The organism is Nocardiopsis sp. NPDC058631, assembly GCF_042716955.1.
Lineage (GTDB): Bacteria > Actinomycetota > Actinomycetes > Streptosporangiales > Streptosporangiaceae > Nocardiopsis.
Map to the genome: position 1 here is coordinate 1 of NZ_JBHXQY010000091.1, position 26,057 is coordinate 26,057.

General features: G+C 72.6%; 18 protein-coding genes. 4 read left to right on the forward strand and 14 right to left on the reverse strand.

The features are described 5' to 3' along the window. Positions 1 to 85 precede the first annotated feature (85 nt). The gene (locus ACFWTE_RS23905) at positions 86 to 2,308 is read right to left on the reverse strand and encodes an MMPL family transporter (RefSeq protein WP_378782107.1); all 2,223 of its coding nucleotides are present in this window, start codon (positions 2,306 to 2,308) and stop codon (positions 86 to 88) included. A gap of 149 nt (positions 2,309 to 2,457) precedes the next feature. On the opposite strand from ACFWTE_RS23905, the gene ACFWTE_RS23910 reads away from it, so the two are divergent. After that, positions 2,458 to 3,240: a TetR/AcrR family transcriptional regulator gene (locus ACFWTE_RS23910; protein ID WP_378782108.1), complete on the forward strand. Its 783-nt coding sequence runs from the start codon at positions 2,458 to 2,460 to the stop codon at positions 3,238 to 3,240. Positions 3,241 to 3,335: 95 nt separating this feature from the next. Continuing rightward, the gene (locus ACFWTE_RS23915; protein ID WP_378782109.1) at positions 3,336 to 4,820 is read left to right on the forward strand and encodes a neutral zinc metallopeptidase; all 1,485 of its coding nucleotides are present in this window, start codon (positions 3,336 to 3,338) and stop codon (positions 4,818 to 4,820) included. Here ACFWTE_RS23915 and ACFWTE_RS23920 read toward each other — a convergent pair whose 3' ends face one another. The 7 genes from ACFWTE_RS23920 to ACFWTE_RS23950 all read right to left on the reverse strand — a co-directional run bounded on the left by ACFWTE_RS23920 (position 4,821) and on the right by ACFWTE_RS23950 (position 14,863). Next, entirely contained in the window at positions 4,821 to 6,221 is a 1,401-nt protein-coding gene (locus ACFWTE_RS23920) for an FAD-dependent oxidoreductase (protein ID WP_378782110.1), read from the reverse strand. Between the two features lie 153 nt (positions 6,222 to 6,374). Next, positions 6,375 to 8,303 (reverse strand): 1-deoxy-D-xylulose-5-phosphate synthase, encoded by a 1,929-nt coding sequence (gene dxs, locus ACFWTE_RS23925; RefSeq protein ID WP_378782111.1) that lies wholly within the window; start codon positions 8,301 to 8,303, stop codon positions 6,375 to 6,377. Between the two features lie 351 nt (positions 8,304 to 8,654). Beyond that, the gene (locus ACFWTE_RS23930) at positions 8,655 to 9,389 is read right to left on the reverse strand and encodes a sulfite exporter TauE/SafE family protein (RefSeq protein ID WP_378782124.1); all 735 of its coding nucleotides are present in this window, start codon (positions 9,387 to 9,389) and stop codon (positions 8,655 to 8,657) included. A gap of 445 nt (positions 9,390 to 9,834) precedes the next feature. Beyond that, the gene (locus ACFWTE_RS23935; RefSeq protein ID WP_378782112.1) at positions 9,835 to 11,115 is read right to left on the reverse strand and encodes a sugar ABC transporter permease; all 1,281 of its coding nucleotides are present in this window, start codon (positions 11,113 to 11,115) and stop codon (positions 9,835 to 9,837) included. After that, the gene (locus tag ACFWTE_RS23940; RefSeq protein WP_378782113.1) at positions 11,112 to 11,912 is read right to left on the reverse strand and encodes an ATP-binding cassette domain-containing protein; all 801 of its coding nucleotides are present in this window, start codon (positions 11,910 to 11,912) and stop codon (positions 11,112 to 11,114) included. Before ACFWTE_RS23940 ends, ACFWTE_RS23935 begins: the two co-directional genes overlap by 4 nt. A 271-nt stretch (positions 11,913 to 12,183) precedes the next feature. Then, entirely contained in the window at positions 12,184 to 13,323 is a 1,140-nt protein-coding gene (locus tag ACFWTE_RS23945) for a substrate-binding domain-containing protein (RefSeq protein WP_378782114.1), read from the reverse strand. A gap of 364 nt (positions 13,324 to 13,687) precedes the next feature. Further along, the gene (locus ACFWTE_RS23950) at positions 13,688 to 14,863 is read right to left on the reverse strand and encodes an ROK family protein (protein ID WP_378782115.1); all 1,176 of its coding nucleotides are present in this window, start codon (positions 14,861 to 14,863) and stop codon (positions 13,688 to 13,690) included. A gap of 105 nt (positions 14,864 to 14,968) precedes the next feature. Here ACFWTE_RS23950 and ACFWTE_RS23955 point away from each other — a divergent pair, with 105 nt between their 5' ends. Then, positions 14,969 to 15,574, forward strand: coding sequence for a uridine kinase (locus tag ACFWTE_RS23955; protein ID WP_378782116.1), 606 nt, complete (start codon positions 14,969 to 14,971; stop codon positions 15,572 to 15,574). A 99-nt stretch (positions 15,575 to 15,673) separates the two neighbouring features. Here ACFWTE_RS23955 and ACFWTE_RS23960 read toward each other — a convergent pair whose 3' ends face one another. Beyond that, positions 15,674 to 16,600, reverse strand: coding sequence for an alpha/beta hydrolase (locus ACFWTE_RS23960; RefSeq protein WP_378782117.1), 927 nt, complete (start codon positions 16,598 to 16,600; stop codon positions 15,674 to 15,676). 161 nt (positions 16,601 to 16,761) lie between these two features. Here ACFWTE_RS23960 and ACFWTE_RS23965 point away from each other — a divergent pair, with 161 nt between their 5' ends. After that, positions 16,762 to 17,427 carry a TetR/AcrR family transcriptional regulator gene (locus ACFWTE_RS23965; RefSeq protein WP_378782118.1) on the forward strand — a complete coding sequence of 222 codons (666 nt, stop codon included), beginning with the start codon at positions 16,762 to 16,764 and terminating at the stop codon, positions 17,425 to 17,427. Positions 17,428 to 17,439: 12 nt separating this feature from the next. Here the strand turns inward: ACFWTE_RS23965 and ACFWTE_RS23970 are convergent, their stop codons facing one another. The 5 genes from ACFWTE_RS23970 to ACFWTE_RS23990 form a co-directional block, all read right to left on the reverse strand. Further along, entirely contained in the window at positions 17,440 to 18,135 is a 696-nt protein-coding gene (locus ACFWTE_RS23970; RefSeq protein ID WP_378782119.1) for a potassium channel family protein, read from the reverse strand. Between the two features lie 74 nt (positions 18,136 to 18,209). Further along, positions 18,210 to 19,952 (reverse strand): serine/threonine protein kinase, encoded by a 1,743-nt coding sequence (locus tag ACFWTE_RS23975; RefSeq protein ID WP_378782120.1) that lies wholly within the window; start codon positions 19,950 to 19,952, stop codon positions 18,210 to 18,212. 45 nt (positions 19,953 to 19,997) lie between these two features. Beyond that, entirely contained in the window at positions 19,998 to 22,385 is a 2,388-nt protein-coding gene (locus ACFWTE_RS23980; protein WP_378782121.1) for a protein kinase, read from the reverse strand. A gap of 108 nt (positions 22,386 to 22,493) precedes the next feature. Beyond that, entirely contained in the window at positions 22,494 to 23,861 is a 1,368-nt protein-coding gene (locus tag ACFWTE_RS23985; protein ID WP_378782122.1) for a hypothetical protein, read from the reverse strand. Further along, positions 23,851 to 25,881, reverse strand: coding sequence for a hypothetical protein (locus ACFWTE_RS23990; protein WP_378782123.1), 2,031 nt, complete (start codon positions 25,879 to 25,881; stop codon positions 23,851 to 23,853). The genes ACFWTE_RS23985 and ACFWTE_RS23990 overlap by 11 nt, the downstream gene beginning before the upstream one ends. Positions 25,882 to 26,057: the final 176 nt, after the last annotated feature.

A 26,057-nucleotide genomic window follows, 5' to 3' on the forward strand; every position in this document is an offset into this window, starting at 1 on the left:
GCTGGCGGCGGGGGTCCTGGGAGCCGTAGGGGGTGTGGGGGCCCTGAGGGCTGTACTGACCCGGGGGGACGTGAGGGCCCTGCGGTCAGACCCGGGCGGGCACCCGGTCCTCGTGCTGCGCACGGGCCCCCGGGCCGGAGGCGTCCTCGTCGTCCCCGCCCTCGGAGATCCCGATCCGGTCGTGCAGCCAACGCAGCGGACGCGGCAGCCACCAGTTGGCGTCACCGAGCAGGCGCATGGTGGCCGGCACCATGACCGCGCGGACCAGTGTCGCGTCCACGAGCACCGCGATGGCAAGGCCGATCCCGATGATCTTCAGGAACAGCAGGCCCGAGGTGCCCATCGCCAGGAGCACCACCATGAGCAGGATCGCCGCACTGGTGATGATCTGGCCGGTGTGCTGGAGACCGGCCGCCACCGAGCGGGTGTTGTCCCCCGTGCGCAGGTACTCCTCGCGGACCCTGCTGAGCAGGAACAGCTCGTAGTCCATCGCCAGTCCGAAGGAGACGATGGTGATGAGCACCAGATAGGTGGGGTCGATCGTGCCGACGGCGTCGAAGCCGAGCAGCCCGGCGAACCCGCCCTCCTGGAAGCCCCAGACGGCGATGCCCAGGGAGGCGCCCAGCGACAGCGCACCCATCAGCACGGCCTTGAGCGGCAAGGCGATCGACCCGAAGGCGAGGAACAGCAGGAACAGGGTCGCGGCGGCGACGAACCCGACGGTCGTGGGCACCGAGTCGACGATCGCGGACACGTTGTCCTGCTGCATGGCCGCCACACCGCCGACCAGGGTTTCCTCGGCCCCCTCGGGGCCGGGCTCGGCGCGCACGTCCCGTACCAGCTGCGCCACCTCCGGGGAGTCCGACTCCCCCTGGTAGGCGACCAGTACGTGGGCGATTCCGTCGCCGGTGCGCTCGACGCTCGACAGCGAGGCGCCTGGCAGCGCCTCCAGGCGCCCGGTGTAGTCCTCCAGGGCCTGGTCGGTCGTGTCCCCGAGCACCGCGACGTTGAGCCGGCCGAGGCCGCCCGCAGGGAAGTCCTCCGCCACCGACTCGGTGGCGATCCGGCTGCCCGCGTCCCCGGGCAGGTAGCGCTGGTCGGTGGAGCCGAGCTGGGTCGAGGCCAGACCGGAGCTGAAGACCAGTAGGACGGCGCCGACCGCGACCAGGGACACGGCGGGGCCGCGCATCACGGTCCTGGCCAGGCGCGACCAGGCACCCGCGTTCTCGTGGACGGTCCCGGTGACGGTACGCCGGGGCAGGGGGATCCTGAGGTTGTTGATCCGCCGGCCGACCACCGCCAGCAGGGCGGGCAGGAAGACCAGGGCGGCCAGCAGGTCGAACAGGACGACGGCGATGCCGCCCCAGCCGATCGACTTGAGGATGGGCTGGGGGAAGAACAGCAGACCGGCGAAGGCGATGCCCACGGTGATACCGGAGAAGGCCACGGTGCGCCCGGCGGTGTCGACGGTGCGTCGGACGGCGTCGCCGATCTCACGCCCGCGCCCCAGTTCCTCGCGGAACCGGCTGACCATGAACAGGCCGTAGTCGATCGCGAGCCCCAGGCCGAGGATGGTGGCGACGTTGACCGCGAACACCGACACGTCGGTGACGTAGGTCAGGGCGCGCAGGACGGTGAGGGAGCCGAGGATGGCCAGCCCGCCGACGGCGAGCGGAGCCAGGCCCGCGATGAGGCCGCCGAAGATCAGGACGAGCAGGAGCAGTAGGACCGGCAGGGTGACGAGTTCGGCGCGGACGATGTCGGTCTCCGCCGTCTCGGAGAGCTCGTGCTCGACCGCGACGGGGCCGCCCAGGTGGACCTCCAGCGGGCTGGAGTCCAGGTGTTCGGCGACCTCCTCGTACTGGTGGAGGCGGTCGGCGTGGGTCTCCCCGGTGAGGGTCACGGGGATGTAGGTGGCGTGCATGTCCTCGGAGACGAGCATGCCGCGCTCGGTCTCGGCGAGTTCCTCGTCGAGGTAGACGTCGAAGTCGGCGACGGCGTCGGGCATGCCGTCGGCGATGCGCTGTACGGCCGCGGCGAAGGTGGGGTTGTCCACCTGGATCTCGTCACTGCGGTAGACCGCGACGATGTCGACGTCGTCGTGGCCCAGTTCGTCCTCCAGGACGCGTGTGGCCTCGGAGGACTCCGAGCCCGGGTCCTCGAAGCCGCTCTCGCTCACGTCGGAGAAGACCCCCGACCCCCACACGGCCGCGAAGACGGCGAAGAGCGCGGTGACGGTCAGGACGGCCCAGCGCCAGCGGTGCGCACCCAGGCCAATGCGACCGAAAAGTCCGGTGTGTGTCGGCATACGCCGCCCTCTCGGCAAACGGGCTTCATGTCCGTTATTGGTGTTTGCTAACGGTGTTCACTAAAGCGTGCGGGCGTTACGCTGTCAATATCGCCAATGAGGACCACAGCGCCCTGACCTGGCGCCTGAGACGGGGTGTACCGCAGCACATGACGAAATCCCAGCTGGACCGGGGGGTCGACCGACCGAGCCGCCGCGAGCGTGTGCGCGAGGCCACACTGTCCGAGATCAAGGAGATCGCCCGCCGACACCTGGTCGAGCACGGGCCCTCGGGGGTCTCCCTGCGGGCCATCGCCCGCGAGATGGGCATGACCGCGCCCGGACTGTACCGCTACGTGTCCGGCATCGGCTCCCTGCTCCTGCTGATCACCGCGGACATGTTCACGGAGCTCGCCGACGCGGTGGCCGAGGCCGACGCCAGCGTGCCCGACGAGGAGACGGACCTGCGCATCCTCACCTCGCTGCGGGCGTTTCGCACCTGGGCGGTCCACCACCCGGCCGAGTTCGCCACCATGTTCGGCCCGCGCGCCCGCCTGGACCCGGAGGCCGACCCGGCCCCGGCCCTGGAGGCCGGCCGCCGGTTCGGCGCCACGTTCTACACCCTCTTCGACCGCCTGCTGTCGGAGGAGCGCTTCCCCCTCCCCGACGGGGACCGGATCACTCCCGAACTCGCACGCGAGCTGCGCGCCTTCGCCGACAGCTGCGGCTTCTCGGCACCGCACATCCCCGTGGAGGCGGTCATGGTGCTCAGCAGCTGCTGGGTGCGCCTGTACGGGGTCGTGTGCATGGAGGTTTTCCAGCATCTCGATTTCGTGATGCACGACATGGAACCGCTCTTCGAGTCCGAGCTTCAGAACCTGTTGACGGGCCTGGGAGTCCGGTACCGGCCACCGGAGAGCAACACGTCGGCTAGCATCGGCACGCCCTCTTAGGCCCCATACTGGACTTCTGTGTAACTTGTCGGATTCACCCCGGGTGGATCCGGCCCAGCCCGGTGGGCGCTGGCACCCTAGCGAGGACGGACCCCGTGGAGAACCGACCCGGCGGTGAGCGGCAGGAGGGCGACGCCCCCAGACCCGAACAGCCCGGCCCCGCAGACGCCCCTCCCCGCGGGGCCCCCGACGGGGCGGCCCCCGGTCGGCCGGGTCCCCGCCAGGGCCAGGAGCCGCCACCCCCGCACGGCCCGGAACAGGGCGGGGCCGACGCGGGTCCGCCCCGGCCCGCGGACCCGGACCCCGGAGCCGCACGGCCCTTCGCGGACGCACCGGAGGCCGGACCCGGCCGTCCCCCCTCCCCCGCCGGAGAACCGCCGGCAGAGGCCCCCGCCGGGCAAAACGTGCCGGCCCACCCCCTCCCCGGAACGCAGCAGCAGGGGCCGCGGACCTCGTCCTGGCCGCGGACCCGCCCGGGCCCCGCCCAGCCGTGGCAGGGGACCACCCACGCCTTCCACCGCCCCGGCCCCCCCGGCCCCTCACCGGGACAGCGGTATCCGCAGACGGGACAGCACCTCCCCCGGCCGCCCTACGCCACACCGGTCCAGCACGCGCCCTACGCGCCCTACGCGCCCGCGGCCCCCTACGGACAACCCGGCGGGCCGGGCGCGTGGCCGCAGGCGCAGCAGCACTGGGGGCAGCCCTGGCCCCCGCAGCGGCGCCGCGGCCTCGGCGTCATGGTCGGCTCGTCCGTGGCGGGCACGATCGCCGTCGGCGCCCTCGTCATCAGCATCGTCATGGTCTCCACCACACCGCAGGAGGAGCCGCGGCCGACCGGCACCGACCTGTCCGCCTCCTACGACGAGGGCCTGGCGGACCGGCCCAACGCCGTCGAGATCGACATCGCCGACCACCCCCTCTACGACGCCCCCTCGCCCGGCACGGTCGACTGCGACACCCCCACACTGGACATCGGCTCGGACGAGTCGTGGCAGGAGTTCGCGACCACCACCGGCGAGTGCCTGGACACGCTCTGGGCACCGGTGATGGACGACCTCGGCCTGTCCTCCCAGACCCCGGAGATCACCGTCACCCGCGAGTCGCCCGACAGCGGTGAGGAGGAGGGCTACACGCTCGCGTACTACGAGAGCGACTGGACACGCATCACCGTGGTCCTGCCCAACGTCCGCCGGCTCAGCGCCCAGATCCCCGTGGACGAGCGCGAGAACGTCTGGATCGCGCTGATGGGGCACGAGTACGGCCACCACGTGCAGTTCGCCACCGGAATCCTCGACGTCTCCCACGACATGCGCTGGAACGCCGGAAGCGAGGACGACGAGCTGGACACCCTCCGGCGCACCGAACTCCAGGCGGAGTGCATGGCCGGGATCGGGCTGCGCGGGATCACGGGCGGCGACGAGAACGCCCTGGACGTGGTCAACACCAACTTCAACAGCGGCGGGGACCTCGACACCCACGGCAGCGCGAGCAACCGTGCGTTCTGGCTCGGGCAGGGCTGGTCCGAGGAGACCGTGAACGGCTGCAACACCTACGGCGCCGCACCGGGCGAGGTCACCTGATCAACCGTCGACGACCTTCCGGTAGGCGTCCCAGCCGTGGAGCTTGACCCGTTCCCCGCGTTCCAGCTCCGACGCCTGCCGGGCCTCGGCCGCGTCGATGCGCAGCCAGTCGTCGTAGTCGCTGTGCGTGATCCCCCGCTCGTCCAGGACCTGCTCCAGCGGTACCAGGGCCGGGGCAGCCTCGCGCAGCGCCGGGGCGTCCTGCAACAGGGCTCTGACCGTGCCCGCGGCGTCGGACTTGTTGGTGCCGATCACCCCGGTGGCGCCCCGCTTGATCCACCCCGCGACGTAGTCCCCGCGGACCACCCGGCCCTCCTCGTCCAGGACCCGGCCGTCCTCCTGCGGCACCGTGTTCCCACGGGTGTCGAACGGCACCCCCGGCAGCGGGGCACCCGCGTAGCCGACCGACCGCAGCACCATCCCGGCGTCCAGGTCGGTCGTCCGCCCCGTGCCCACGAGGCGTCCGCCCTCGTCCAGACGCGTGTGCTCGACCCGCACCCCCCTGACGCGGTCCTCTCCGAGGATCTCCTGGGGCCGGGCCCAAAAGTGCAGGCGAACGGTGCGCCGACGCCCCTCGGGGGCGCGTCGCGCATGTTCCTGGAGGAGCCTGAGGTTGGTGCGCGCGGCCCGGGCCACCATGCGCAGTTCGTGCGTCCCGGTGCCCACGGCTGCGGGATCGACGTCCACCTGGTCGGCGGACACGAGCACGTCGACGCCGGGCAGGGCGAGCAGGTCACGCAGCTCGGGCGCGGTGAACTTGGCCTGGAGGGGGCCGCGCCGGGACAGCAGGTGCACCGTGCGCACGCGACTGGCGGCGAGCACGTCCAGGACGGGCTGCGGGATGTCGGTGTGCCGCAGTTCGTCGGCGGTCTTGGCGAGGATGCGGGCGACGTCGAGGGCGACGTTGCCCGCCCCCACCACCACGGTCTCCTCGGCGTCGAGCACGAACCTCGCCAGCTCGCTGTCGGGGTGCCCGCAGTACCAGTTGACGAAGTCGGTCGCGGCGACGCTGCCCGGGAGGTCCTCCCCCGGCACGTCCATACGGCGGTCCACGGCGGCTCCGGTGGCGTAGACGACGCCGTGGTAGGAGCGGGCCAGGTCGGCGCGGGTCAGTCCGGCGCCGAACTCGACCCCGCCGACGAAGCGCACTGCGGGGTGTTCCAGCACCCTGCGCAGGGCCCCGGCCACGCCCTTGGTCTTGGTGTGGTCGGGGGCCACCCCGTAGCGCACCAGCCCGTAGGGGGTGGGCAGCCGGTCCATCACGTCCACCCGGACCGGGACACGCTGCTGCCGGGTGAGCGCGTCGGCGGTGTAGACGCCCGCCGGGCCTGAGCCGATCACGGCCACACGGAGCGCGCCGGTGTCCTCGGGGCCCTGCTGGTCGGGCTCGGAAGAGGTCATGCCCCCATTCTGACAGCCCTGGGGCCGGATGGCGGGGTGGTCGCGGCGCGCCGTTCGACGGACACGCCCCGGTCCGGACGGGTCACCGTCCGGGCCGGGGCGTGCGGAACACGGCCGGACGGCCCCGCGGGGGCCTCCCGGCGCGTGTCGTGTTCAGGCGTTCTCGCCGGCCAGTTCCTCGGCGGACCTGCGCGACTCCGTGTGGCGGGAGACCGTCTCGGTGAGCTTGCGGGACAGCTCCTGGGGCGTCAGCCCCTGCTCCCGGAGGATGTCGTCGCGCTTGGCGTGGTCCAGGAACTCCTGCGCGATACCGAACGTGCGCACCGGCACGTCCACGTCGTGGTCGCGCAGCAGGCGCGCCACCGCGTCGCCCACGGCCCCGGTGCGCCCGTTGTCCTCGATGACGGCGACGACGCTGTGCCCGGCGGCCTCGTCGACCAGGGCCCCGTCCAACGGCTTGACCCACAGCGGGTCGACGACGGTGACGCCGATGCCCTGGGCGGCCATCCGGTCGGCGACCTCGCAGGCGACCTGGGCCATGGTCCCCACGCCGACGATGAGCAGGTCCTTGGTGTGACCGTCGTCGGCGGCGCGGCGGAGCAGGTCCATGGAGCCGACCTTGCCGACCGCGTCCACCTGCTCGGCGACGGCGCCCTTGGGATAGCGGACGACGGTCGGGGCGTCGTCGACGGCGACGGCCTCGTTGAGCAGGATGCGGAGGCGTTCGGCGTCGCGGGGGGCCGCCAACCGGAGTCCGGGGACCACCTGGAGGATGGACATGTCCCACATGCCGTTGTGGCTGGCGCCGTCGTTGCCGGTGACCCCGGCGCGGTCCAGGCAGAAGGTGACGCCCTGGCGGTGCAGGGCCGCGTCCATGAGCACCTGGTCGAAGCAGCGGTTGAGGAACGTGGCGTAGACCGCGACCACCGGGTGCAGGCCGTTCATGGCCATGCCGGTGGCGGCGGTGGCGGCGTGCTGCTCGGCGATGCCCACGTCGAAGATGCGGTCCGGGTAGGCGTCCGCGAACTTGTGGAGGCCGGTGGGGTGGAGCATGGCGGCGGTGATGGCCACCACGTCCTCGCGCTCCGCGCCGATCTCCACCATGGTGTCGGCGAAGACCGAGGTCCACTTGACGGCCTTGGTGCCGGGCTTGGCCAGGCCGGTGGCGACGTCGAAGGGGCCGGGGGCGTGGAACTGGTCCTCGTCGTGGTTCTCCGCCGGGGCGTAGCCCTTGCCCTTCTGGGTGATGCAGTGCACGATCACCGGGCCGCCGAAGTCGCGCGCGCGGCGCAGCGCCTTCTCCAGGCCCTGCTCGTCGTGGCCGTCGATGGGCCCGAGGTACTTCAGGCCCAGGTCCTCGAACATCATCTGCGGCTGGATGGCGTCCTTGATGCCCTTCTTGAGGCCGTGCAGCGCCTCGTATATGGGCGGCCCCACGACCGGGGTGCGGTTGAGGGTGGACTTGGCCAGGTCCAGGGCCTGCTCGTAGCCGGGGGCCATGCGCAGCGACGCGAGGTGGTCGGCGAGCCCGCCCCTGGTGGGCGAGTAGGAGCGGCCGTTGTCGTTGACGACGATGACGAGGCGGCGGTCCTTGCGCTCGGCGATGTTGTTGAGCGCCTCCCAGGCCATGCCGCCGGTGAGGGCGCCGTCGCCGATGACCGCGACCACGGTGCGGTCCGCGCGTCCCTGCACCTCGTTGGCCTTGGCCATGCCGTCCGCGTAGGAGAGCGCGGTGGAGGCGTGCGAGTTCTCGATGAAGTCGTGCTCGGACTCGGAACGGGAGGGGTAGCCGGAGAGCCCGCCCTCCGACTTCAGGAGGGAGAAGTCGTGCCGGCCGGTGAGGAGCTTGTGCGCGTAGGCCTGGTGGCCCGTGTCGAACAGGACAGGGTCCTTCGGGGAGTCGAAGACCCTGTGCAGCGCGATGGTCAGCTCGACCACACCGAGGCTGGGACCGAGGTGCCCGCCGGTCTGGGAACAGGAGTCGACCAGGAATTCCCGGATCTCCTGTGCCAGGGCCGGGAGCTGGTCGGCCGGAAGCTTCTTGAGCGCTTCCGGATTGTGTATCGACTCGAACAGTGCCACTGTCTCGTCAGTCCCCTCGTCCAGCGTGTCCGTTGAGTTTACCGGCCCGTGCCCCTGACGTGGGCCGGATCCGGCTACCGACAGGTCTACATACCCGAGTTTATGGGTGTGTGTCCACGGGTCCCGCCCGGCCCTGTCGTGGCCACGGCCTCGGAGGCGGTCTGCGCACGACGGAACACCCCTCGGGATGCGGGTGTCGTGCAGAACGCCACCCGCATCGCGGGTTTTGGCGTACATTACTCGGTTTCGAGGGCGCTGTTGCCCCAGCTACCCGGCCCGAGGGTATCCGGGGGAGGCCTGGAACGGGCCGTGGGTCCGGGGCCGCGCCCGGGTGGCCCGGGGTGGCGGGGGTCACCCGAGGGCGGCCTGGGCGAGCAGGCCCGCGGCGGAGACGCTCACCACGCACAGCATCGCCACGCGCAGCCATCCGGCGTCGACCCGTCGGCGCAGGAGGCCGCCCAGCAGGAACCCGATGACGACGAAGGGGATGGCGGCGGCGCCGACCACGGCGGTCCGGACGTCCATCTGGCCGCCCGCGGTCAACGCCGCCAGGGAGAACGCGCCACCGATCAGGAAGAACGCCGCGAGGGTCGCACGCACCCGGGAGGGCGCCTCGTGCTGGTAGAGCAGGGCCATGGGAGGCCCTCCGACCGTGGTGGCGGTGCCCGTGAAGCCCGACAGGGCACCCGCGGTGACGAGGGACACCGGGGTGATGCGCACGTGCAGGGAGCAGACCGACAGGGCCACCGCGACGAGCACCATGAGGCCGACGGCTCCGGCGAGGGCGCGGGGTTCCAGGACGGCGACCACCCACACCCCCAGCACCGTTCCGGGTACGCGCGCGGGCAGACCCCACGCGAGGCCTCTCCAGTCGACGTGCCGCCACTCCTGGAGGAGGGTCAGCACCGGCAGGACGATGACCGTCACCAGCAGGGCCCCCGGCATCAGCGTGGGGTCGAGGAAGGAGATGACGGGAGCGGCGACCAGGCCGAGTCCGAGGCCGACGGTGCTCTGGACCGCCGCCCCGACCACGACCGCGACGACGGACACGAGGACGAACGTCCACAGGTCCGACTCTCCGAGCAGGCCGTGGCCGGTGGGTGAGAAGTACTCCGCGAGCGCCGGAGCGGCCGACGAGGAGACGGCCGAGGCGGAGGCCTGGTGGGTCGGGTGGGCGAGGAGGGCCGGGACTGCTGAGATTTCTACGGGCACGCCGAGCGACGCTACATCTCACTCATCCCTACCGGGATTAGGAGGTAGGAGCATGGGATGACCAGGCGGAGAGGGCCCGGTCCGCGCCGGAACCCCGCCGGCCCGGACGAGCTGCGCGCGTCCGCGCGGTAGCCACCGCCCCGCCCCCGGTCCCCGCACACCAGCGCCGCCCGTGACGTTCGTCGTCACGGGCGGCGACGGCCCGGCTTGACGCCCCGCAGTAGCGAAGGCTCAAGCCGGGCCGATGGGTCGTCCCTCGGATCCCCGCGTCCCGCAGGGCGTGGGCACCGACGGACGGGACCTGTTTTCGCACCGGATCCTAGCCGCCGCCCCGGGCGTGGGTCTTACGGCCCCGGCGCGAGACCGCGTCGAGGATCACCGCGATCAGCAGGACCGCCGCGGTGATCATGAAGCGCACCGAGGTGTCCATCTGGAGCAGCAGGAGACCGGAGGTGATCGCGCCCAGGACCAGGCCGCCCAGGAGGGCGGAGTAGGCGTTGCCGCGACCACCGAAGAGGCTGGTTCCGCCGATGACGGCCGCGGCGATGGCCATCATGAGTTCGGCGCCGCCGCCGGTGGAGACGCTGGCGGCGAAGTTGCGGGAGACCAGCATGATGCCGCCGAGCGCGGCCAGGGTGGACGCGATGCCGAACACCGAGATCCGGATCAGGTCGACGTTGATGCCGGCCCGGCGGGCCGCCTCGGAGTTGCCGCCCACGGCGTAGACCATCCGCCCGTAGCGGGTCTTGCGCAGCACCAGGTCCAGGACGACCACGAAGCCCACGAAGATGAGGAAGGCCAGGGGCACGCCCTTGTACTGGTTGAGCACCCAGACGCCGCCGACGATCGGCACCGTGAGCAGCGCGGCGCGGAAGAGGATCTCCTCCAGGGGCTTGTAGGGCAGCCCCGCCTGGCGTCGGCGCCGTTCGACGGCGAACACCGCGAGAAGGTACAGGACGATGACGACGCCCGCGATGGCCCATCCCATGAAGGGGACGAAGTAGGTCTGCGTGAGCATCGCGATGGAGCCGCTGGGGCTGGTGTTGATGGTGCCGTCGGCGCCCATCAGGTAGAGGTGCACGCCCTGCCAGCCGAGGAGGCCCGCGAGGGTGACCACGAAGGCCGGTACCCCCAGTTTGGCGAAGATGACGCCGTGGAGCAGGCCGATCAGGAGTCCGACCCCGACGGCGGCGGCGATGGCGCCCCACTCGGGGAGGCCCGTCTTCACCGCCAGGACCGCCAGGACCGCCGCGGAGAGGCCGGAGACGGAGCCGATCGACAGGTCGATCTCACCGAGCAGCAGCACCATGATGACGCCGGTGGTCATCAGGCCGACGGCGGCGATCTGCACGGTCAGGTTGGACAGGTTCTGCGGGGACAGGAACCGGTCGTTCATCGACTGGAAGACGATGCCGATCAGCACCAGTCCGACCACGACCGGGAGCGGGCCGAGCTCGCCGCCCTTGACGTTGCGGCGGAGCACCTGGAGCCATCCGCGGGGCGAGGCCGCCGTGACGAGCAGGCGGGGGTCGCGCTTGGCCTCGCCGGACTCGGGTACCCCGTCCCCGGACTCGTGGGAGAGGTGGGTCTGCTGTGTCATCGGTTGTCCTCCGTGGCCAGGGCCGAGGAGCCGGTGCGGTCGGAGCGCCTGCTGACCGGGTTGTCGGCAGCCCCGGTGATGGCGGCCACGATCTCCTCGTAGCTGGTCTCCGCGATGGGGAAGTCTCCCGCGGTACGGCCCAGCCGCAGCACCACGGCACGGTCGGCGACCGCTCGGACGTCGGCCATGTTGTGGCTGATGAGCACCACACCGAGCCCCTGGTCCCGGAGGCGTTCGATGAGGTCGAGGACCTGCGCGGTCTGGGCGACGCCCAGGGCCGCGGTCGGCTCGTCGAGCATGACCACGCGCGGCTGCCCCAGCAGGGAGCGGGCGATCGCGATGATCTGGCGCTGGCCTCCGGAGAGGGAGGCCACCGGGACGCGCAGGTCGGGGATGCTCACCGACAGGGAGTCGAGGAGTTCCCTGGCCCGGCTCTCCATCTCGACCTCGTCGAGGGTGCCGGGGAAGTGCAGTTTCTCGTTGCCCAGGAACAGGTTGCCGACGATGTCCAGGTTGTCGCACAGGGCGAGGTCCTGGTAGATCGTGGCGATCCCGAGCCGCTGGGCGTCGGCGGGGGCGGAGATGGAGACCGGTTGTCCGTCCCACTCGATGTTCCCGCCGCTGTCCGCGGGGTGGACACCGGCGATGACCTTGACCAGTGTGGACTTGCCGGCTCCGTTGTCGCCGAGCAGGGCGACGACCTCGCCGGGGCGGACCTGGAAGTCGACCTCGCTGAGGGCTCTGACGGCCCCGAAGGTCTTGGAGATCCCGGACAGTTCCAGGACGGGTGTGCTCATGCGCTCGTTTCTCTCTACTCGTCCCGGCCGGGGGCGGTACGGGTACTCCCGCCCGCCCCCGCGCACTCGGGACTTCGCGCCGCTGCTAGGCCGTGTTCCGCGGATCGTTCCGGGCTCGCGTCCCCCAGGCTGCCTCTCGCTGCGCCGGCTGCGCTCGGACAGCCGAACCCGGGCTGACCTGCGCTACTCGTCTTGCCAGAGACGGCCTGACAGCCGCTCGCGTCGATCGGCGCAAGCGCCGAGTCAACCGAAAGCACCCACGGAACACGCCCTAGAGGTTTTCCTCGCAGAAATCGGTGTCGGCGTAGTCGTCGGTGCAGATCTCCTCGACGCTGTAGACCTCGTCCTCCACCACGGTGTCGAGGACGTTGTCCTCGGTCACGACGATGACGTCGAGGAGGACCGCGGTGACGGCCTCTCCGTTGGCGTCCTCGACCTCGGTGATCTCGTAGCCGTCGAGCTGGAGGTCCTCACCCGTACCCAGGGCGACCGCCATGGCGGCGGCGACCTCGGCCTCGGGGCGGATCTCCTTGTAGACGGTCATGTGCTGCTCACCTGCGACGACGCGCTGGATCCCGGCGAGTTCGGCGTCCTGGCCGGTGACGGGCGGGAGGTCCTCGACCGAGACCCCGGCGCTGCGCAGGGCCGAGATGATGCCCGAGGCCATGCCGTCGTTGGCGGAGTAGACGCCGGCGATCTCGTCGACGCCCAGGGAGGTGATGGCACCCTCCATCTGGCTGTTGGCCTGGTCGGGCGACCAGTCCGGTGTGTCGAACTCCTGGCCGATCTCGACCGCGCCGTCGAGGGCGTCGTGCGCGCCGGCCTTGAAGTCGGCGGCGTTCGGGTCGGTGGGCGAGCCGTTGATCATGACGATCTGGCCGTCCTCGTTGCCGTCCTCCTCCAGGGCGGCGAGCAGGGCCTCGCCCTGGACCTGGCCGACCCGGAAGTTGTCGAAGGAGACGTACATGTCGACGCCGCCCTCGGCGAGGCGGTCGTAGGCCACGACCGGCACGCCCTGGGACGTGGCCTCGTTGACCGTGCCGGCCGCCGCGGCGGAGTCGACGGCGTCGAGGACCAGGACGTCCACCCCGTCGGTCAGCATGGCCTGGGCCTGGGTCTGCTGCTCGTCCACGTCCTGGTCGGCGTTGGCGTAGGAGAGCTCGCACTCGGGGCAGAGCTCGTTGAGCGACTCTTCGAAGTAGGGCTTGTCGAAGGCCTCGTAGCGGGCGGTCTGGAGCTCGGGGAGGAGGAGGCCGACGTGGAAGCCCTCTTCCACGCTCTGGGTCTCCTGCTCACCCTCGCCACCGCTGGTGGTGAGGCCGGAGCAACCGGAGACGAGGAGGGCGAGGGCGGCGGTGGCCGCCAGGCCTGCGGCGGCCTTGCGTTGCGGTGCGAAGCGTCGTGTGCTCAACGCTGGTGCCTCTCATGACGGGGGGGTTCACAGTGGAGAACTCGCGAGTAATGCTGTGCAGTCAAACCCCGCCGCCACCTTGGCGTCAACTCCTGAACACATAACCGAAACATCACGGGTCTTGGGTTCACGATCTGAAGGAATCAAAAACCCAGGCCAGAGCGGCATTCCGGGCTCGCGCAGCCGGGTGAGGAAGTTTCAGGTTTTACCCGTGACCGGCCTGACGCAGGCGGTGACCTCGCGGTTCACCGTCCCGCCATCCCCCGGCCACTCACGGATCGGGCGGTCCCGGGGGCCGTCCCGGCGAGCACCTCCACCGGTGAGCCGGGCACGTGCGGGCGCGCGGGGGCGCCCGTCCGAAGGGTCAGTTCGCGTGCTGGGAGGCCATGCGCAGCGCCCCGTACAGAGCCGCGTCGCGCCCCAGCTCGCCGCGCACCAGCGAGAGCCTCTCCAGCGCGCTGCCCAGCGACCCCAGCTCCATCGCCCGGCGCATCGGGTCCAACAGGAGTTCCCCGGCCTCGGCCAGGTCCCCGCCGACGATCACCCGGTCGGGGTTGAACAGGTTGGCCATGATCGCGGCCCCCTGGCCGAGCGCGGTGCCCGCCTCCGCGATGATCCGGCGGCTTCCGGGGTCGCCCTCCCGGGCCGCCTCCACCAGGTCCCCCACCCGCACCGGCCCCGGGCCACGGGCCACGTCGGTGTTCTGCGGAAGCATGTCCAGCAGGTAGTTCGCGCCGACGAAGGTCTCCAGGCAGCCCCGGTTGCCGCAGCGGCAGACCTGGCCGCGCGGGTCCAACGCGATGTGCCCGATCTCCCCGGCCGTGCCTCCCGCGCCGCGGAAGAGCCGGCCGGACATCATGATCCCCGCGCCAACCCCGTCGCTGATGACGAGGTGGATGACGTGCTCGGCGCCCGTGCCCGCGCCGCGGTGCTGCTCGGCGAGGACGGAGAGGTTGGCGTCGTTCTCGGCCAGGACCTCCAGGCCCAGCCGCTCGGTCAGCGCCTTGGCCGGGTGGAACCCCGCCCAGCGGGGCACACAGGAGATGTGGCCCACCGCGCCGGTGCCCGGGTCGATCGGCCCCGGTACCGCGGCGACCACGGAGGAGACCGTGCCCAGGTCGATCCGGGCCCGCTGGAGGGTGGTCTCGGCCAGCCAGGCCGCGCGGCGCACCGCCCGTTCGGCGTCCGAGCCCACGTCGTAGTCGATCTCCTCGCGGGCCAGCATGTTGCCCTCGCTGTCGCCCACCGCGACACGGACGCTGTCCGCGGTGAAGTCGACCGCCACGACGGTGCCGGGCGGCCGCAGAAGGGTGACGGCCCGGGCGCGCCGCCCGTTGGAGGAGGTGTCGCGCACCGAGACCGTCCCGGCGGCGCGCAGTCCGCGCACGATGTTGGAGACGCTGGCGGCCGACAGTCCGGTGGTCCGGGCCAGCTCGGCCTGGGTGAGCGTGCCGTCGCGCCGCAGTACGTCCACGACCCGGCGTTCGTTGGCCTGGCGCAGGCCGGACTGAGATCCCGGCGTCACTGCGGCGTCGGTCACCAGGGGCCCCTTTGTGGTCGGTACTCTCTCGGCGCTGTTGCGAGGAATGCTACAAGCATTGAACGCAAGCGGGAACTTCACTCCCGCGCCGGTTAGGGTCCGAACGTGACCGGACCACGCATCAGCACCGCCGGCGACGGCTGGGAGGACGCGCTCGCGAGAGCGGTCCCCTCCGGTGACCGCACGGGGGGTACGCACGTCGTCGGGGTCGAGGGACGCTCCGGCTCGGGCAAGAGCACGGTGGCCGCACAGCTGCGCACGGCGCTCGCGCGACGGGGGCGGCCGACGGCCGTGCTGCCCATGGAGGACCTCTACCCGGGGTGGGAGGGGTTGGCCCGGGCTCCGGCGCTGTTGCGGGAGTGGGTCCTGGAACCGCTGGCCCGGGGGGACAGGGCGGCGTGGCGGCGCTACGACTGGGAGCGGGGTGCCTTCGCGCGGGAGTGGACGCTCCTGCCCGGCGACGTCGCCTCGGGCGGGGTCCTCGTGGTGGAGGGGTGCGGCTCGGGCTCCGCCGCCGGGCGCGGCCTCCTGGACCTGCTGGTCTGGGTGACCGCGCCCGACGGGGATCGCTCCCGGCGGCTGGACGCGCGTGGCGACGCGTCGGTGTACGCGCCCTACAGGCGCGTGTGGGCGGAGCAGGAGGAGGCGTTCTACGGGGAGAACCGCCCCCTGGAGCACGCCGACCTGGTGGTGGACAACCCCGCCCGGTGACCGGCCGCCGGACCGGTCGCCTGCGCCGGGGTGCGCGTCCTGCCGGTCCCCGTCGGAGCGCGCCCGGTCAAAGGAGCCGCGGCGGCCGGCTCCCCGGACTCAGCCGCCGGGAGCGGGAGCGGGTGCGGGAGCGGGTGCGGGAGCGGGTGCGGGAGCGGGTGCGGGAGTGGGAGCGGGAGTGGGAGCGCCCTCGACGAACCCGGTCATCAGGTCGAGGGTCGCCCCGTCGGCGAGGATGCCGCTGTGCCCGAGTCCGCGGGTCCGCACCAGGCGGGCGCGGTCCCCGAGCGCGGACGCCGTGCGCAGGGACTGCCCGAACGGGACGTAGGAGTCGTCCTCGCCGTGCAGGATCAGGAAGGACTGGGTGAGCTTCTCCGGCGCGTGCGTGGCCGAGAAGCGGGTCCACACGGTCGGGTCGCCGTCGAAGTAGTGGCGCTCGACGGCCCGGCGCAGCGCAGCGACGGCCCGGGGCCGCAGCCCGAGGACGCCCGAGAAGTAGCCGACGAGGAACCCGAAGTCCGACACCCCCGAGACCAGGACCGCCCGGTCGGCCCGCAGCCCCTCACGCAGGGCGTGGACGGCGAAGAGCGCGCCCATGGAGTGGCCGATGACCGCCGTGAAGGATCCGTGTTCGTCCTGGAGGCGGCGCATGATCTGCCCGGCGTCGAGAACGGTGCCCACCGGTCCGCCCGTCGAGCCGTGGCCCGGGGCGTCCCAGGAGACGGGGCTGTAGCCGAGTTCGAGCAGGCGCCGGACCACCGGCGCGAAGCGGGCCGCGCGGGAGCGCCAGCCGTGGGCGAGGAGGACGGGTCGGGCCCCGTCGCCCCAGGCGTAGGTGACGACCTTCCACCTTCCGACGTCGAGGGACCCCGTCCTGGCGCTCCCGTGGAGTGCGCGGTCCTCGGCGGCTACCGGGCGCACGCCCCGGGGGTCGGCCCACAGGCGCCGCGCCAGGGCTCCGGCGAGGCCGGGGGCGGGCAGGGCGACGGCGTTGACGGCCGCGCCCACGAGTCGAGCTGTGTCCATTGAGGACCCTCCTTCGCGCGGTGGCCCGCGCCCAGAAAACTTTACGAACGATCGTATTATTTGTTTTACATGCCACTCTCGTCACAGCGCAAGTAGGATCGCCATGTACCTGACCGACCGTTCGCACTCCATCCGCAGGACGAGCCCAGCCGAGGAGGAGCATGACGACCCAGACCGACGGCCGACTGCAACGAGGCGACCAGACCCGGCGGGCGGTGCTGGACCGCGCGGTGGACATCGCGTCGGTGGAGGGCCTGGAGGGGCTCTCCCTCGGACGGCTGTCCCGGGAGCTGCGGATCAGCAAGAGCGGGGTGTTCGCGCACTTCGGCTCCAAGGAGGAACTCCAGCTCGCCGCCGTGGAGGCCGGAAGGAAGGTCTTCGTCCACCACGTGGTGCGCGAGGCCCTGAGGACCCGGCCCGGCGTGGAACGCCTGTGGCGGTTGTGCGAGGACTGGATCGCCTACTCGCAGAGCCGGATCTTCTCCGGGGGGTGCTTCTTCTACACCGTCACAGCCGAGTTCGAGTCCCGGCCGGGCCGGGTACGGGACGCCCTCGTGGAGACCCACCGCGAGTGGCGCGACCTGCTCACCCGCACCGCCGAGGACGCCCGCCAGCTGGGAGAGCTCACCGCGGGGGCCGATCCCGCCCTGCTCGCCTTCGAGCTGCGCGCGTTCCTGGACACCGCCAACGCGATCTCCCTGCTGGAGGACGACCGGGACTCCCCCTACGCGATGGCGCGCACCGCGATCACCGCCAGGCTGGAGGCCATGGCGCCCCCGGACGCCCCGCGGCCCTGGGCCCCCGGCTCCCCCGCCGCGACCGGGTGAACCCCCGGCGGCCTACGGTGCGCCCCTCTCCCCGTCCCGCCCCGGGCGCACCCCGATGTAGGCGCCCACCAGGCGACCCACGATCGTGATCAGGAACAGCGTCCCGGTGACGGCCTCCGCCGTGGCCGCCGTGCGCGCCCACGGCGAGACGGGCACCACGTCCCCGTACCCCAGCGTCGCGAGGGTGACGTAGGAGAAGTACGTCAACTGCTGCCAGGCGACCTGGCCGCCCGGGTCGGCCCGGTCGGTGAAACTGCCCGGCGAGGCGCTCTCCAGCGCCCCGAACACCGCGGTGAAGAAACCACCGAGGAGCAGGTAGACGCACACGCCCGCCAGGACGAGCTCCAGCTCGTGCGTCCGGCTGCGGCGGTAGACGAACCGCAGGAGCGAGGACACGATCATGACCTGGAAGGCCCCGGCGGTGACGAAGACGCACACCATCGCGGTCCCGTCGCCCCCGCTCGCCCCGGCCCACCCCGCACAGAGCAGCAGCGCCGTGCCCGCCACCGCCGCGGGGGCCACCCGGTCGTGCTCCCCGCGCACCAGGAGTACCCCGAACAGCACGACCCCCACGTAGGCCACCAGGTACAGGGCGGTCCAGCCGGCGCCGTGGAAGGTGACCGGGTATCCGAACTGGAGGAGGACCACGAACGCCAGGAACGACCCGAGGTTCACGGGCCGCCCCTCCAACGGACCACGTCTGCGCACCGGGCCACTATGGCACGGCGCCCCTCACCCGCACCGGCGCCGCTCCGGGTGCCCTCGGGCGTGCGCCGCCGGGGTCACCTGCCGGACGCCCCCGGCCGGGGTTCGCAGATCTCCCTGGCCCTTCGCAGGTCGCCCTCCATGGCCCGCAACCCGGCACGCAGAGCGGGGAGGGGCAGTCCCTCGAAGCGGCGCAGCCTCGCTCTGCGCTCCTCCCTCCACCCGTGCGCGTGGGTGTCGAGGCCGAACAGCAGCAGCCAGCCCGCGGCGCAGCCCGTGGCCGCCAGGAACAGGACACTCGGTCCCATGACCGAACCCCAGGCCAGGAGGACGCAGGCGGCGAGGGTCAGCACGACTCCGAGGACCCCCAGCACGCCCTTGCCGAACGCGTAGGCCTCCTGTCGGCGCAGCGTCGCCCGCAGGCCGTCGGCCTCGCCGCGCACCACCCTGGAGCGCTCCCTCCACAGGTCGTGTCGGCGGGCCACCTCCAGCACCGTCGGTATGACCCCGTAGACCGCGGCCGCGTACCCGGCGCGTGAAGGGCCTGAGGCGTACTCCACACGGGTCCACAGGACGCGCGTCCACTCCCCGACCCCCGGCAGGCCGCCCGGAACCGGCGGGACCGCCAGCCCCGGGTGGAGCAGGAAGGTCAGGAGCAGGGCGGGGTTCACGCGGTGGTCGCCCTCCCAGCCGCTGAGGTTCCCGGTCAGCTCGCGGACGAAGCCGTTCGCGACACGTTCTCCCTCCTCCAGATCCCTGGCCAGGGCGAACAGCGCACCGTCCTCCGCCTGCTCCGCCATGCGCCGCAGCTCCGCGGGCCGGGCCAGCGGCAGGAACTCGATGGCCCCCGCATCGCCCGCGAGCAGTGGACCGGGATCGTTGAAGAGCTTCCGCAGATCCTCGATGCCGCGGAGCCGGGACAACAGCTCCGCGGACACCGGGCCGGTGAGCGCGGCGTCGTCCACCGGTTCGACGGAACTGGCCCGAGGGGCCGGCGGGACCGGCTGCGAGGGGGCCGGGCCGACGGCCAGGTGGTCGCCGCTGATGAGGTGGTCGAGCAGGACCTTGGCATCGGGTCTGTCCTCCGGTCTTCTGAGCAGACAGGTCCGGAGTGTGTCCCTGAGCGGCTCGGGCACACCGTCGAGGTCGGGTTCGCCGGAGAGGACGCGGGCGATGCGGGCGGCCTGGGTGGGGCCGGGGAAGGCCTCCTTGCCGGTGGCCGCGTAGACCATCACCGACCCCCACGAGAAGACGTCCACGGCCGAGGTGAGCCGCTCCCCCTCCAACTGCTCGGGGGCCATGTAGCCGACCGTGCCGATGATGCCGCTGGCGGTCACGGAGGTGGCCTCCATGGCGCGGGCGATCCCGAAGTCGATCACCCGCGGACCGTCCGGCGCGAGCATGATGTTGTCCGGCTTCAGGTCCCGGTGCACGACCCCCGCCGCATGGATCGCGGCCAGAGCGGTCGCCGTGCTCACCGCGAGGCGCTGGAGCTCCGTGCCGACGCGCGGCCCGCCCTCGGCCACGGCGGCCTGGAGGGTGGGTCCGTCGATGAACTCGGTGGCGATCCACGGCTCCTCGGCGTCCGGCTCCGCGTCCAGGATCGCCGCGATGCAGAAACCGTCCACCCGGCGGGCCTGCTCCACCTCGGTGGTGAAGCGGCGCCGCATCTCGGGATCCCCCACCCAGCTGGCGTGCAGCATCTTCACGGCGGCACGGCTCCCGTCGGGTGCCTCCCCCAGGAACACCTCCCCGAAGCCTCCACGTCCCAACGAGCGCACGAGGCGGTAGTGCCCGGCGGTACGACCCGGGTCGTCCACGGTTGTCCCTCTCCTGTTGTGTCCGCCTGGGTGGCGCGAGTCGGGTCAGACCCCGCAGATCGCGCGCGCCTTCGCCAGGTCGGCGTTGATGCGGGTGACGCCGGCCGTCAGCTGCGGCAGCTGCGCCGCCACCCCGTTCAGTTCCTGGTAGCGCTGGTGGCGGCGCGCGGGACCGCCCGAGACCACCCGGACGGCGAGCCCCGTGCCGATCGCACCGACCAGCCCCAGGAGTCCGAGGACCACCAGCAGGCCGGTCACGGTGTCGCTGACCGAAGCCAGCTCCATCACGAGCCCGGCCGGGAGGCCGAGGATCGCCAACCGGCAGAGCCTCAGCGTGAGCGCCAGCTTCTCCTGGAGGTCCACCTTGCGCCTCAGCCCCTCGTGCTGGGCGCTGACCGTGCTGTGGCGGCCCTCCCAGTGCCTGCGCTGCTCGGACAGGGCCCGCAGCGTGGGCAGGGCGCCGTAGACCACGGCCGCGTACCCGGCGTCGGCGGGCGCGGGCGCGTTCTGGACCCTCCCCCAGAGGATGTCCACCCACTCCCCCACGCCCCGGTCGCCGCCGTCACCGGGTGGCACCAGCCGCTCGGGGTGCAGCAGGAACGCGAGGATCAGGGCGGCGCTGACGCTGACACGCGTCGCACGCCACCCCTCCAGTTCGGAGGTGAGCCGGTCGTGGAAGGCGTTGCCCGCGCGTTCGGCCTCGTCGAGCTGGTCGGCGAGGCGCGCCAGCTCCGCGGAGTCGTTCCCGTGGTGGGACCCCAGGATCCTGAGCACGCTCGGCCGGGCCATGAGCACCATCTCGTTGGCCAGGGGCGCGCCGGTGAGCAGGGGGCGCGGGTCGGTGAACACCTCCCCCAGCTCGGCCACGGTGGCGCCCCGGCCCCGGAAGACCGGCGGCAGGTCGGGCCGCAGCTGGGCGATGAACGAGGCGAGCGCCAGGTTGGCGTCGTTGTCGAGGTGACCGCGGAACAGTGACCGGTCCAGGGTGGTGTCGCCGAGGTCGTCGACGAGCCAGGCGCCCAGGGCGGCGCGCCGGGCCGGGTCCTGGAAGACCTGGACGGCGGGGCCCCAGTTCTGCTGCATGGCCTCCGCGAGGTCGCGCGGGTCGGTGAAGCGGACGCCGTGGAAGTGGTACGGGGGCACCCCGCCCTCCCGGTGCGGCACCGGTGCGAAGGCGCCGGAGGTGCCGGTCACCGGACCCTGGTGGTACGGCGGCGGGTGGTGCGGCGGGGAGGGCGTGCCCGGCGTCGGGTAGGGCGGCGGCCCGTGGGCGCCGGAGACGTGGCCGGTCGCGAACGGCACGGCGGGGGGCGGAGCCAGGCCGGCCGCGTGCGGGCGGGCGGCGTCCGGCGCCATGCGGGTGTAGGCGCGGGTCGGGTCCACGGGGACCTGCGGGGCCACCCTCGTGGGGTCGGTCTGCGGGGGCGTGTCCCCGGCGCCCCCGGCGCCGGCCCACCCCACGCGGGTGCTCTCGTCGGGGGCCGCCCGCGTGCCTCCGACCGCGGGCGCACCGTGGGGCCCCGCCACTCCCGTGGGCACCGGGCCGCCGTTCGCGGGGGCGGAGATCAGCCGGTTGAGGAGGGTGGTGGCGTCGGGTCGCCGGTCGGGGTCCTTGTCCAGGCAGGAGCGGACGATCCCGGCCAGTGGCTCCCGCAGGGCGCCCACGTCGGGTTGTCCGCCCAGGATGCGGGCGATGCGGGCGGCCTGGGTGGGGCCGGGGAAGGCCTCCTTGCCGGTGGCCGCGTAGACCATCACCGACCCCCACGAGAAGACGTCCACGGCCGAGGTGAGCCGGGCCCCCTCCAACTGTTCGGGGGCCATGTAGCCGATCGTCCCGACCACGCCGCTGGCGGTCACCGAGGTGGCCTCCACGGCGCGGGCGATGCCGAAGTCGATCACCCGCGGACCGTCCGGCGCGAGCATGATGTTGTCCGGCTTCAGGTCCCGGTGCACGACCCCCGCCGCATGGATGGCCGCCAGCGCCGTGGCGGTGGAGATCGCCAGCCGCTGCAGCTCCACCCCGCCGCGGGGGCCCTCGTGGGCGACGGCGGCCTGGAGGGTGGGTCCGTCGATGAACTCGGTGGCGATCCACGGCTCCTCGGCGTCCGGGTCGGCGTCCAGGATCGCCGCGATGCAGAAGCCGCTCACGCGGCGGGCCTGCTCCACCTCGGTGGTGAAGCGGCGCCGCATCTCGGGGTCCGTGGCCCAGCTGGCGTGCAGCATCTTGACGGCGGCACGGCTCCCGTCGGGTGCCTCCCCCAGGAACACCTCCCCGAAGCCCCCGCGCCCCAGCGAGCGCACGAGGCGGTAGTGCCCGGCGGTACGGCCGGAGGAACGGCCCGCCCCGGTGCCCCCGCCCTGGTCCTGGAGGTCGTCCACCGTCCAGCCCTCGATTCGTCGTCGTGTTCCCCCTGGGTGGCCCGTGACGGGCACCTGGGAACTATAGCCAGGTTACGGCTGCCCCGAATCCGCTCACAGCCCTGCCCTGTGGGGGCCTGTCCGGCACGTTCTCCCTGTCACCGCGGGGTAGGGCGGACGGGGTCAGCGTGACCTGACGTTACGCGTGTGGTCGCCTCGCTGGATGCGTTCGACCAGATCGTCCGTGAGGGTGCCGTACCCGGTGGCCGCCCACACGCTGCTGTCCGCGGGCATTTCGTAGTACGGAACGGTCCGTCCCCCGTGCTCGGCGGGCAGGACCACGGGGCGCACACGGCTGCGGACGGCCTTGGCGCACTCCTCGCACAACGGGACGCGGATGGTGCGGGTACCGCCGAACTCGCGCCAGGCCGTCACCTTGGTCAGGGTTCCGTGCAGGGGGTTGGCGTAGCAGGGGAGGCGCCGGACGGCGGGCGCCCGCGGGCCCCTGGCGGCGTTGTCGATGGCGTCCTCCGCCATGTCCAGGAGCACGAGCACGCCCACGGCGTCGGGCAGGGTGGCCTTGCCTCCCGCCATCCGGTCGTGGACGACGGCCGCGGCGGAGCGGGCGTCCAGTGCGGTGCGCAGGTGCTGCTGTGCCTTCTCCCTCAGGGTGCTTCCGGACTCCAGGCGGCTCAGGCGCTCTCCGACCTCGATGAGGTCCTGCGCGCCCTGCTCGACCAGGGCGTCCAGTTGTGCGCGCTCGGCGTTGGTGAACGCGGCGTGCTGGGTGATCGCCCGCGAGCGCTGCCTCTCCCGGTTCGCGGAGACGCGCCGGTACAGCGCGTACGAGGGCACCGCCAGCAGGGCCACACCGACGACGACGAGGCCGGCGAACAACCAGTCGGCCACGGCGCCGGGCGGCACGGAGCTCCCGAAGGCTCCGAAGCCGGAGCCCGTGTCGTTGCGCTCCTGGTAGTCGGCGACGGCCTGGTCGTAGGCGGCCTCCGGGTCGCCCGACAGCGCGGCCTCCACCGCCATGTCCAGCTGGACGAGCGCGGAGTCGTCGAAATCGGTGCCATAGGAGGAGGTGAGTGCGGCGTAGTGCGCGGTGAGACCGCCACCGAAGTCCTCGCCGTGGATGTCGTCGTCCACGGCGAGGTAGTGGCCGGAGGCCGCCCCCCTGCGGTCGTGGACCACCGAGAGCAGGGTCCCCACGTCGCCGTTCCAGGTGTCGGCCTCCACCAGGGGGACCGCGATCACGTACAGGTCGAGGTCGGACCCGGTGATGAGTCCGGCGATCCGCTCCTGCTCGGCCTCGGGAATGGCGTTGGCGTAGGCAGGGTCGACGTACACGGGTGACTCGTCCAGGGCGTCGGCGATCTCCTGGGAGCGGTTCTCCGCGGGGGACCCGGCCAGGGGGGACTCGGCCACGGGGGCGTCGCGCACCGTCTGCGCCAGGGCCCCGGACAGGGGGGTCAGTGCCAGCGCCGTACAGGCCAAAGCTGCCACGAACCGCACCGTGTGCCGCGCGGTCGGGAACTCAGCGGGCATTGATCTCCTCCAGGAGTCTCTCGGCCATGCGATCGGGGCTTTCCACCCCGAAGTGGTGCTGGACCCACACGCGGTCGTCCATCGACAGGTATCCCAGCTCCCCGCCCAGGCGGTCCCGGATACGCAGGACCCTCGCGGCCCGCCCCTGCTCGCTCATCCTCGCGCAGGAGGCGCACACGGGCACCTTTCCCTTGACCCCCCGTATCCGTCGGGACGTGGTGGACGGCCCGTGCAGCGGGTTGACCCTGCACGGGGCCCGGCCGACCGACCCCGCGGGGTCGTTCAGGGCGGCCATGACCCGGCGGGAGACGACCACGGCGCCGAGGTGGTCGAGATCGTCCGGACCGTGGTCCATCGCTATCAGGACCGCCTCCGCCTGCGGCATCAGCCTGTCGGGGATCCCGTCCGCCCGACCGGAGTCCAGGAGCGCACGGAGCCCGCGGCTCTCCCGCAGCGCCATACGGCGCAGGGCGCGTAATCTGACCTCCGGGTTCGCGCTCCTCCAGGCCTCGCGGAAGAGCAGCCGTGTCAGGGCCACCAGGCCGACCAGGGACACGAAGGCCAGCGGGCCGAGGAACACCAGCCCGGCGGAGAAGCCCTCGGTGAAGTAGCGCGGCACACGCGGACCCGGGGGGTCGGTGCCGGAGTCCATGAAGTAGGGGACCCCCGTGTGCGCGTCATCGCGCAGGTCGATCCCCTCCAGTGCGTCGAGCGCGGCGTCCAGGGCCAGGGCGGGGCTCGGCTCCTCGATCTCGTGGAGGGCGGACCACAGCTCGTAGTCGGCCACGTTGTCGAGGCCCACCGCGAACCCGGAGACGCGCACCCCCTCCTCCGAGTACCGGTGGCCGGCGACGACGTAGACGGCGTCCTCCCCGCTGACCGAGGCCAGGGCGTGGGCCAGGACCTCGGGATCGCCGCTGAACTCGTCGGTGGGGTCCATGGGCATGACCAGGGCCCGCACCGGCACGGGGGCGTCGCCGAGGCGCTCGGCCGTCGCCGCCAGGCCGTCCAGGGGCAGCGGGGTGCGCGGGTCCGTGTAGAGGGGCTCGGGGTTCTCCGCCAGCGCCCCGGCGATCTGCTCGGTCCTGGTCGTGGACACGACGTAGGGCGGGCTCGCGAACGCCTCCTCCCGGGGGGAGGTGAGCTCCACACCGCCCTCCGGGACGCGGACGACGTACAGGAGCGGGCCGAGGGACACGGCGGCGGCCAGGGCGAGGGTCACCGTCACGGTGCCGGCGACGACCGCGACACCGGTTCCCCCCAGGGCGCCCCGGCGGACGCGGCGCCAGACGAGGTAGCCGCCACCGCCGAGGACGAAGCCGCCGAGCGTTCCGGCGAGGAAACCCGTGTTCCCGGGCCCGTTGTAGCTGGTGGGGTCGAGGTCGTCGACGAACTCCCGCCATCCCTCGGCGAGCTTGTCCCCCATCGAGGGCCCCGCGTACGGGTCCGTGGTCGCGGCGCCTCCGTCCCCGGTGTCGGTCAGGGCCAGGACGAACCTCTCGGCGACCTGGTCGGCGGGGGCGTCGTAGTCGATGTCCGGGTCGGACATGACGGTGTTGCGGGCGTCGTCCACGGGCAGGGAGACGCCGTACGCGGCCGCGTCGAACAGGGAGCTCTCGGGGCGCAGGTGCACGTAGACACCGTCGGCGCCGAGCCGGTCGTGCAGGGCAGGCAGCAGTTCGCCTCCCCACTCGGGCCCGGCCCCGGGGAAGGGGCTGACGACGACGTGGTAGGGCTCGCCCAGAGCGCCGAAGGCCTCGTGGAGGCCGGTTTCGAGGTCCTCCGGGTCGTACAGGCCGGACACGGCCTCGTCCACCACGACGGCGGCGCCCTCGGGCTCGTCGGCCATCAGGTCCGCGTAGTACTCGGCGGAGGTCACGCGCGTCTCGTACACGCTCGCCGCCGCGGAGGGGTCGGGTTCGGCAGCTGCGGGGGACGCCGCGAACGCGAGTACCAGCAGAGCCGGGAGGGTGGCGAGCGCGGTGGGGAGCCGGACTCGGAGACGGGAGGGGCCGGGCATGGGGTGATCATATCGGGGAGTTTCGGTCACACCTCTACCCAGCCCGCACCCGTCCCACCTCGTTCAGGAGGATCTCGGTCATACGAGCGGGGCTGTGCGCACCGAAGCGGTGGCGGATCCGTGCGCGGCGCCCCACGGGGAGGCGACACGGCCGAGGCCCCGCACCGCCTGTGGGC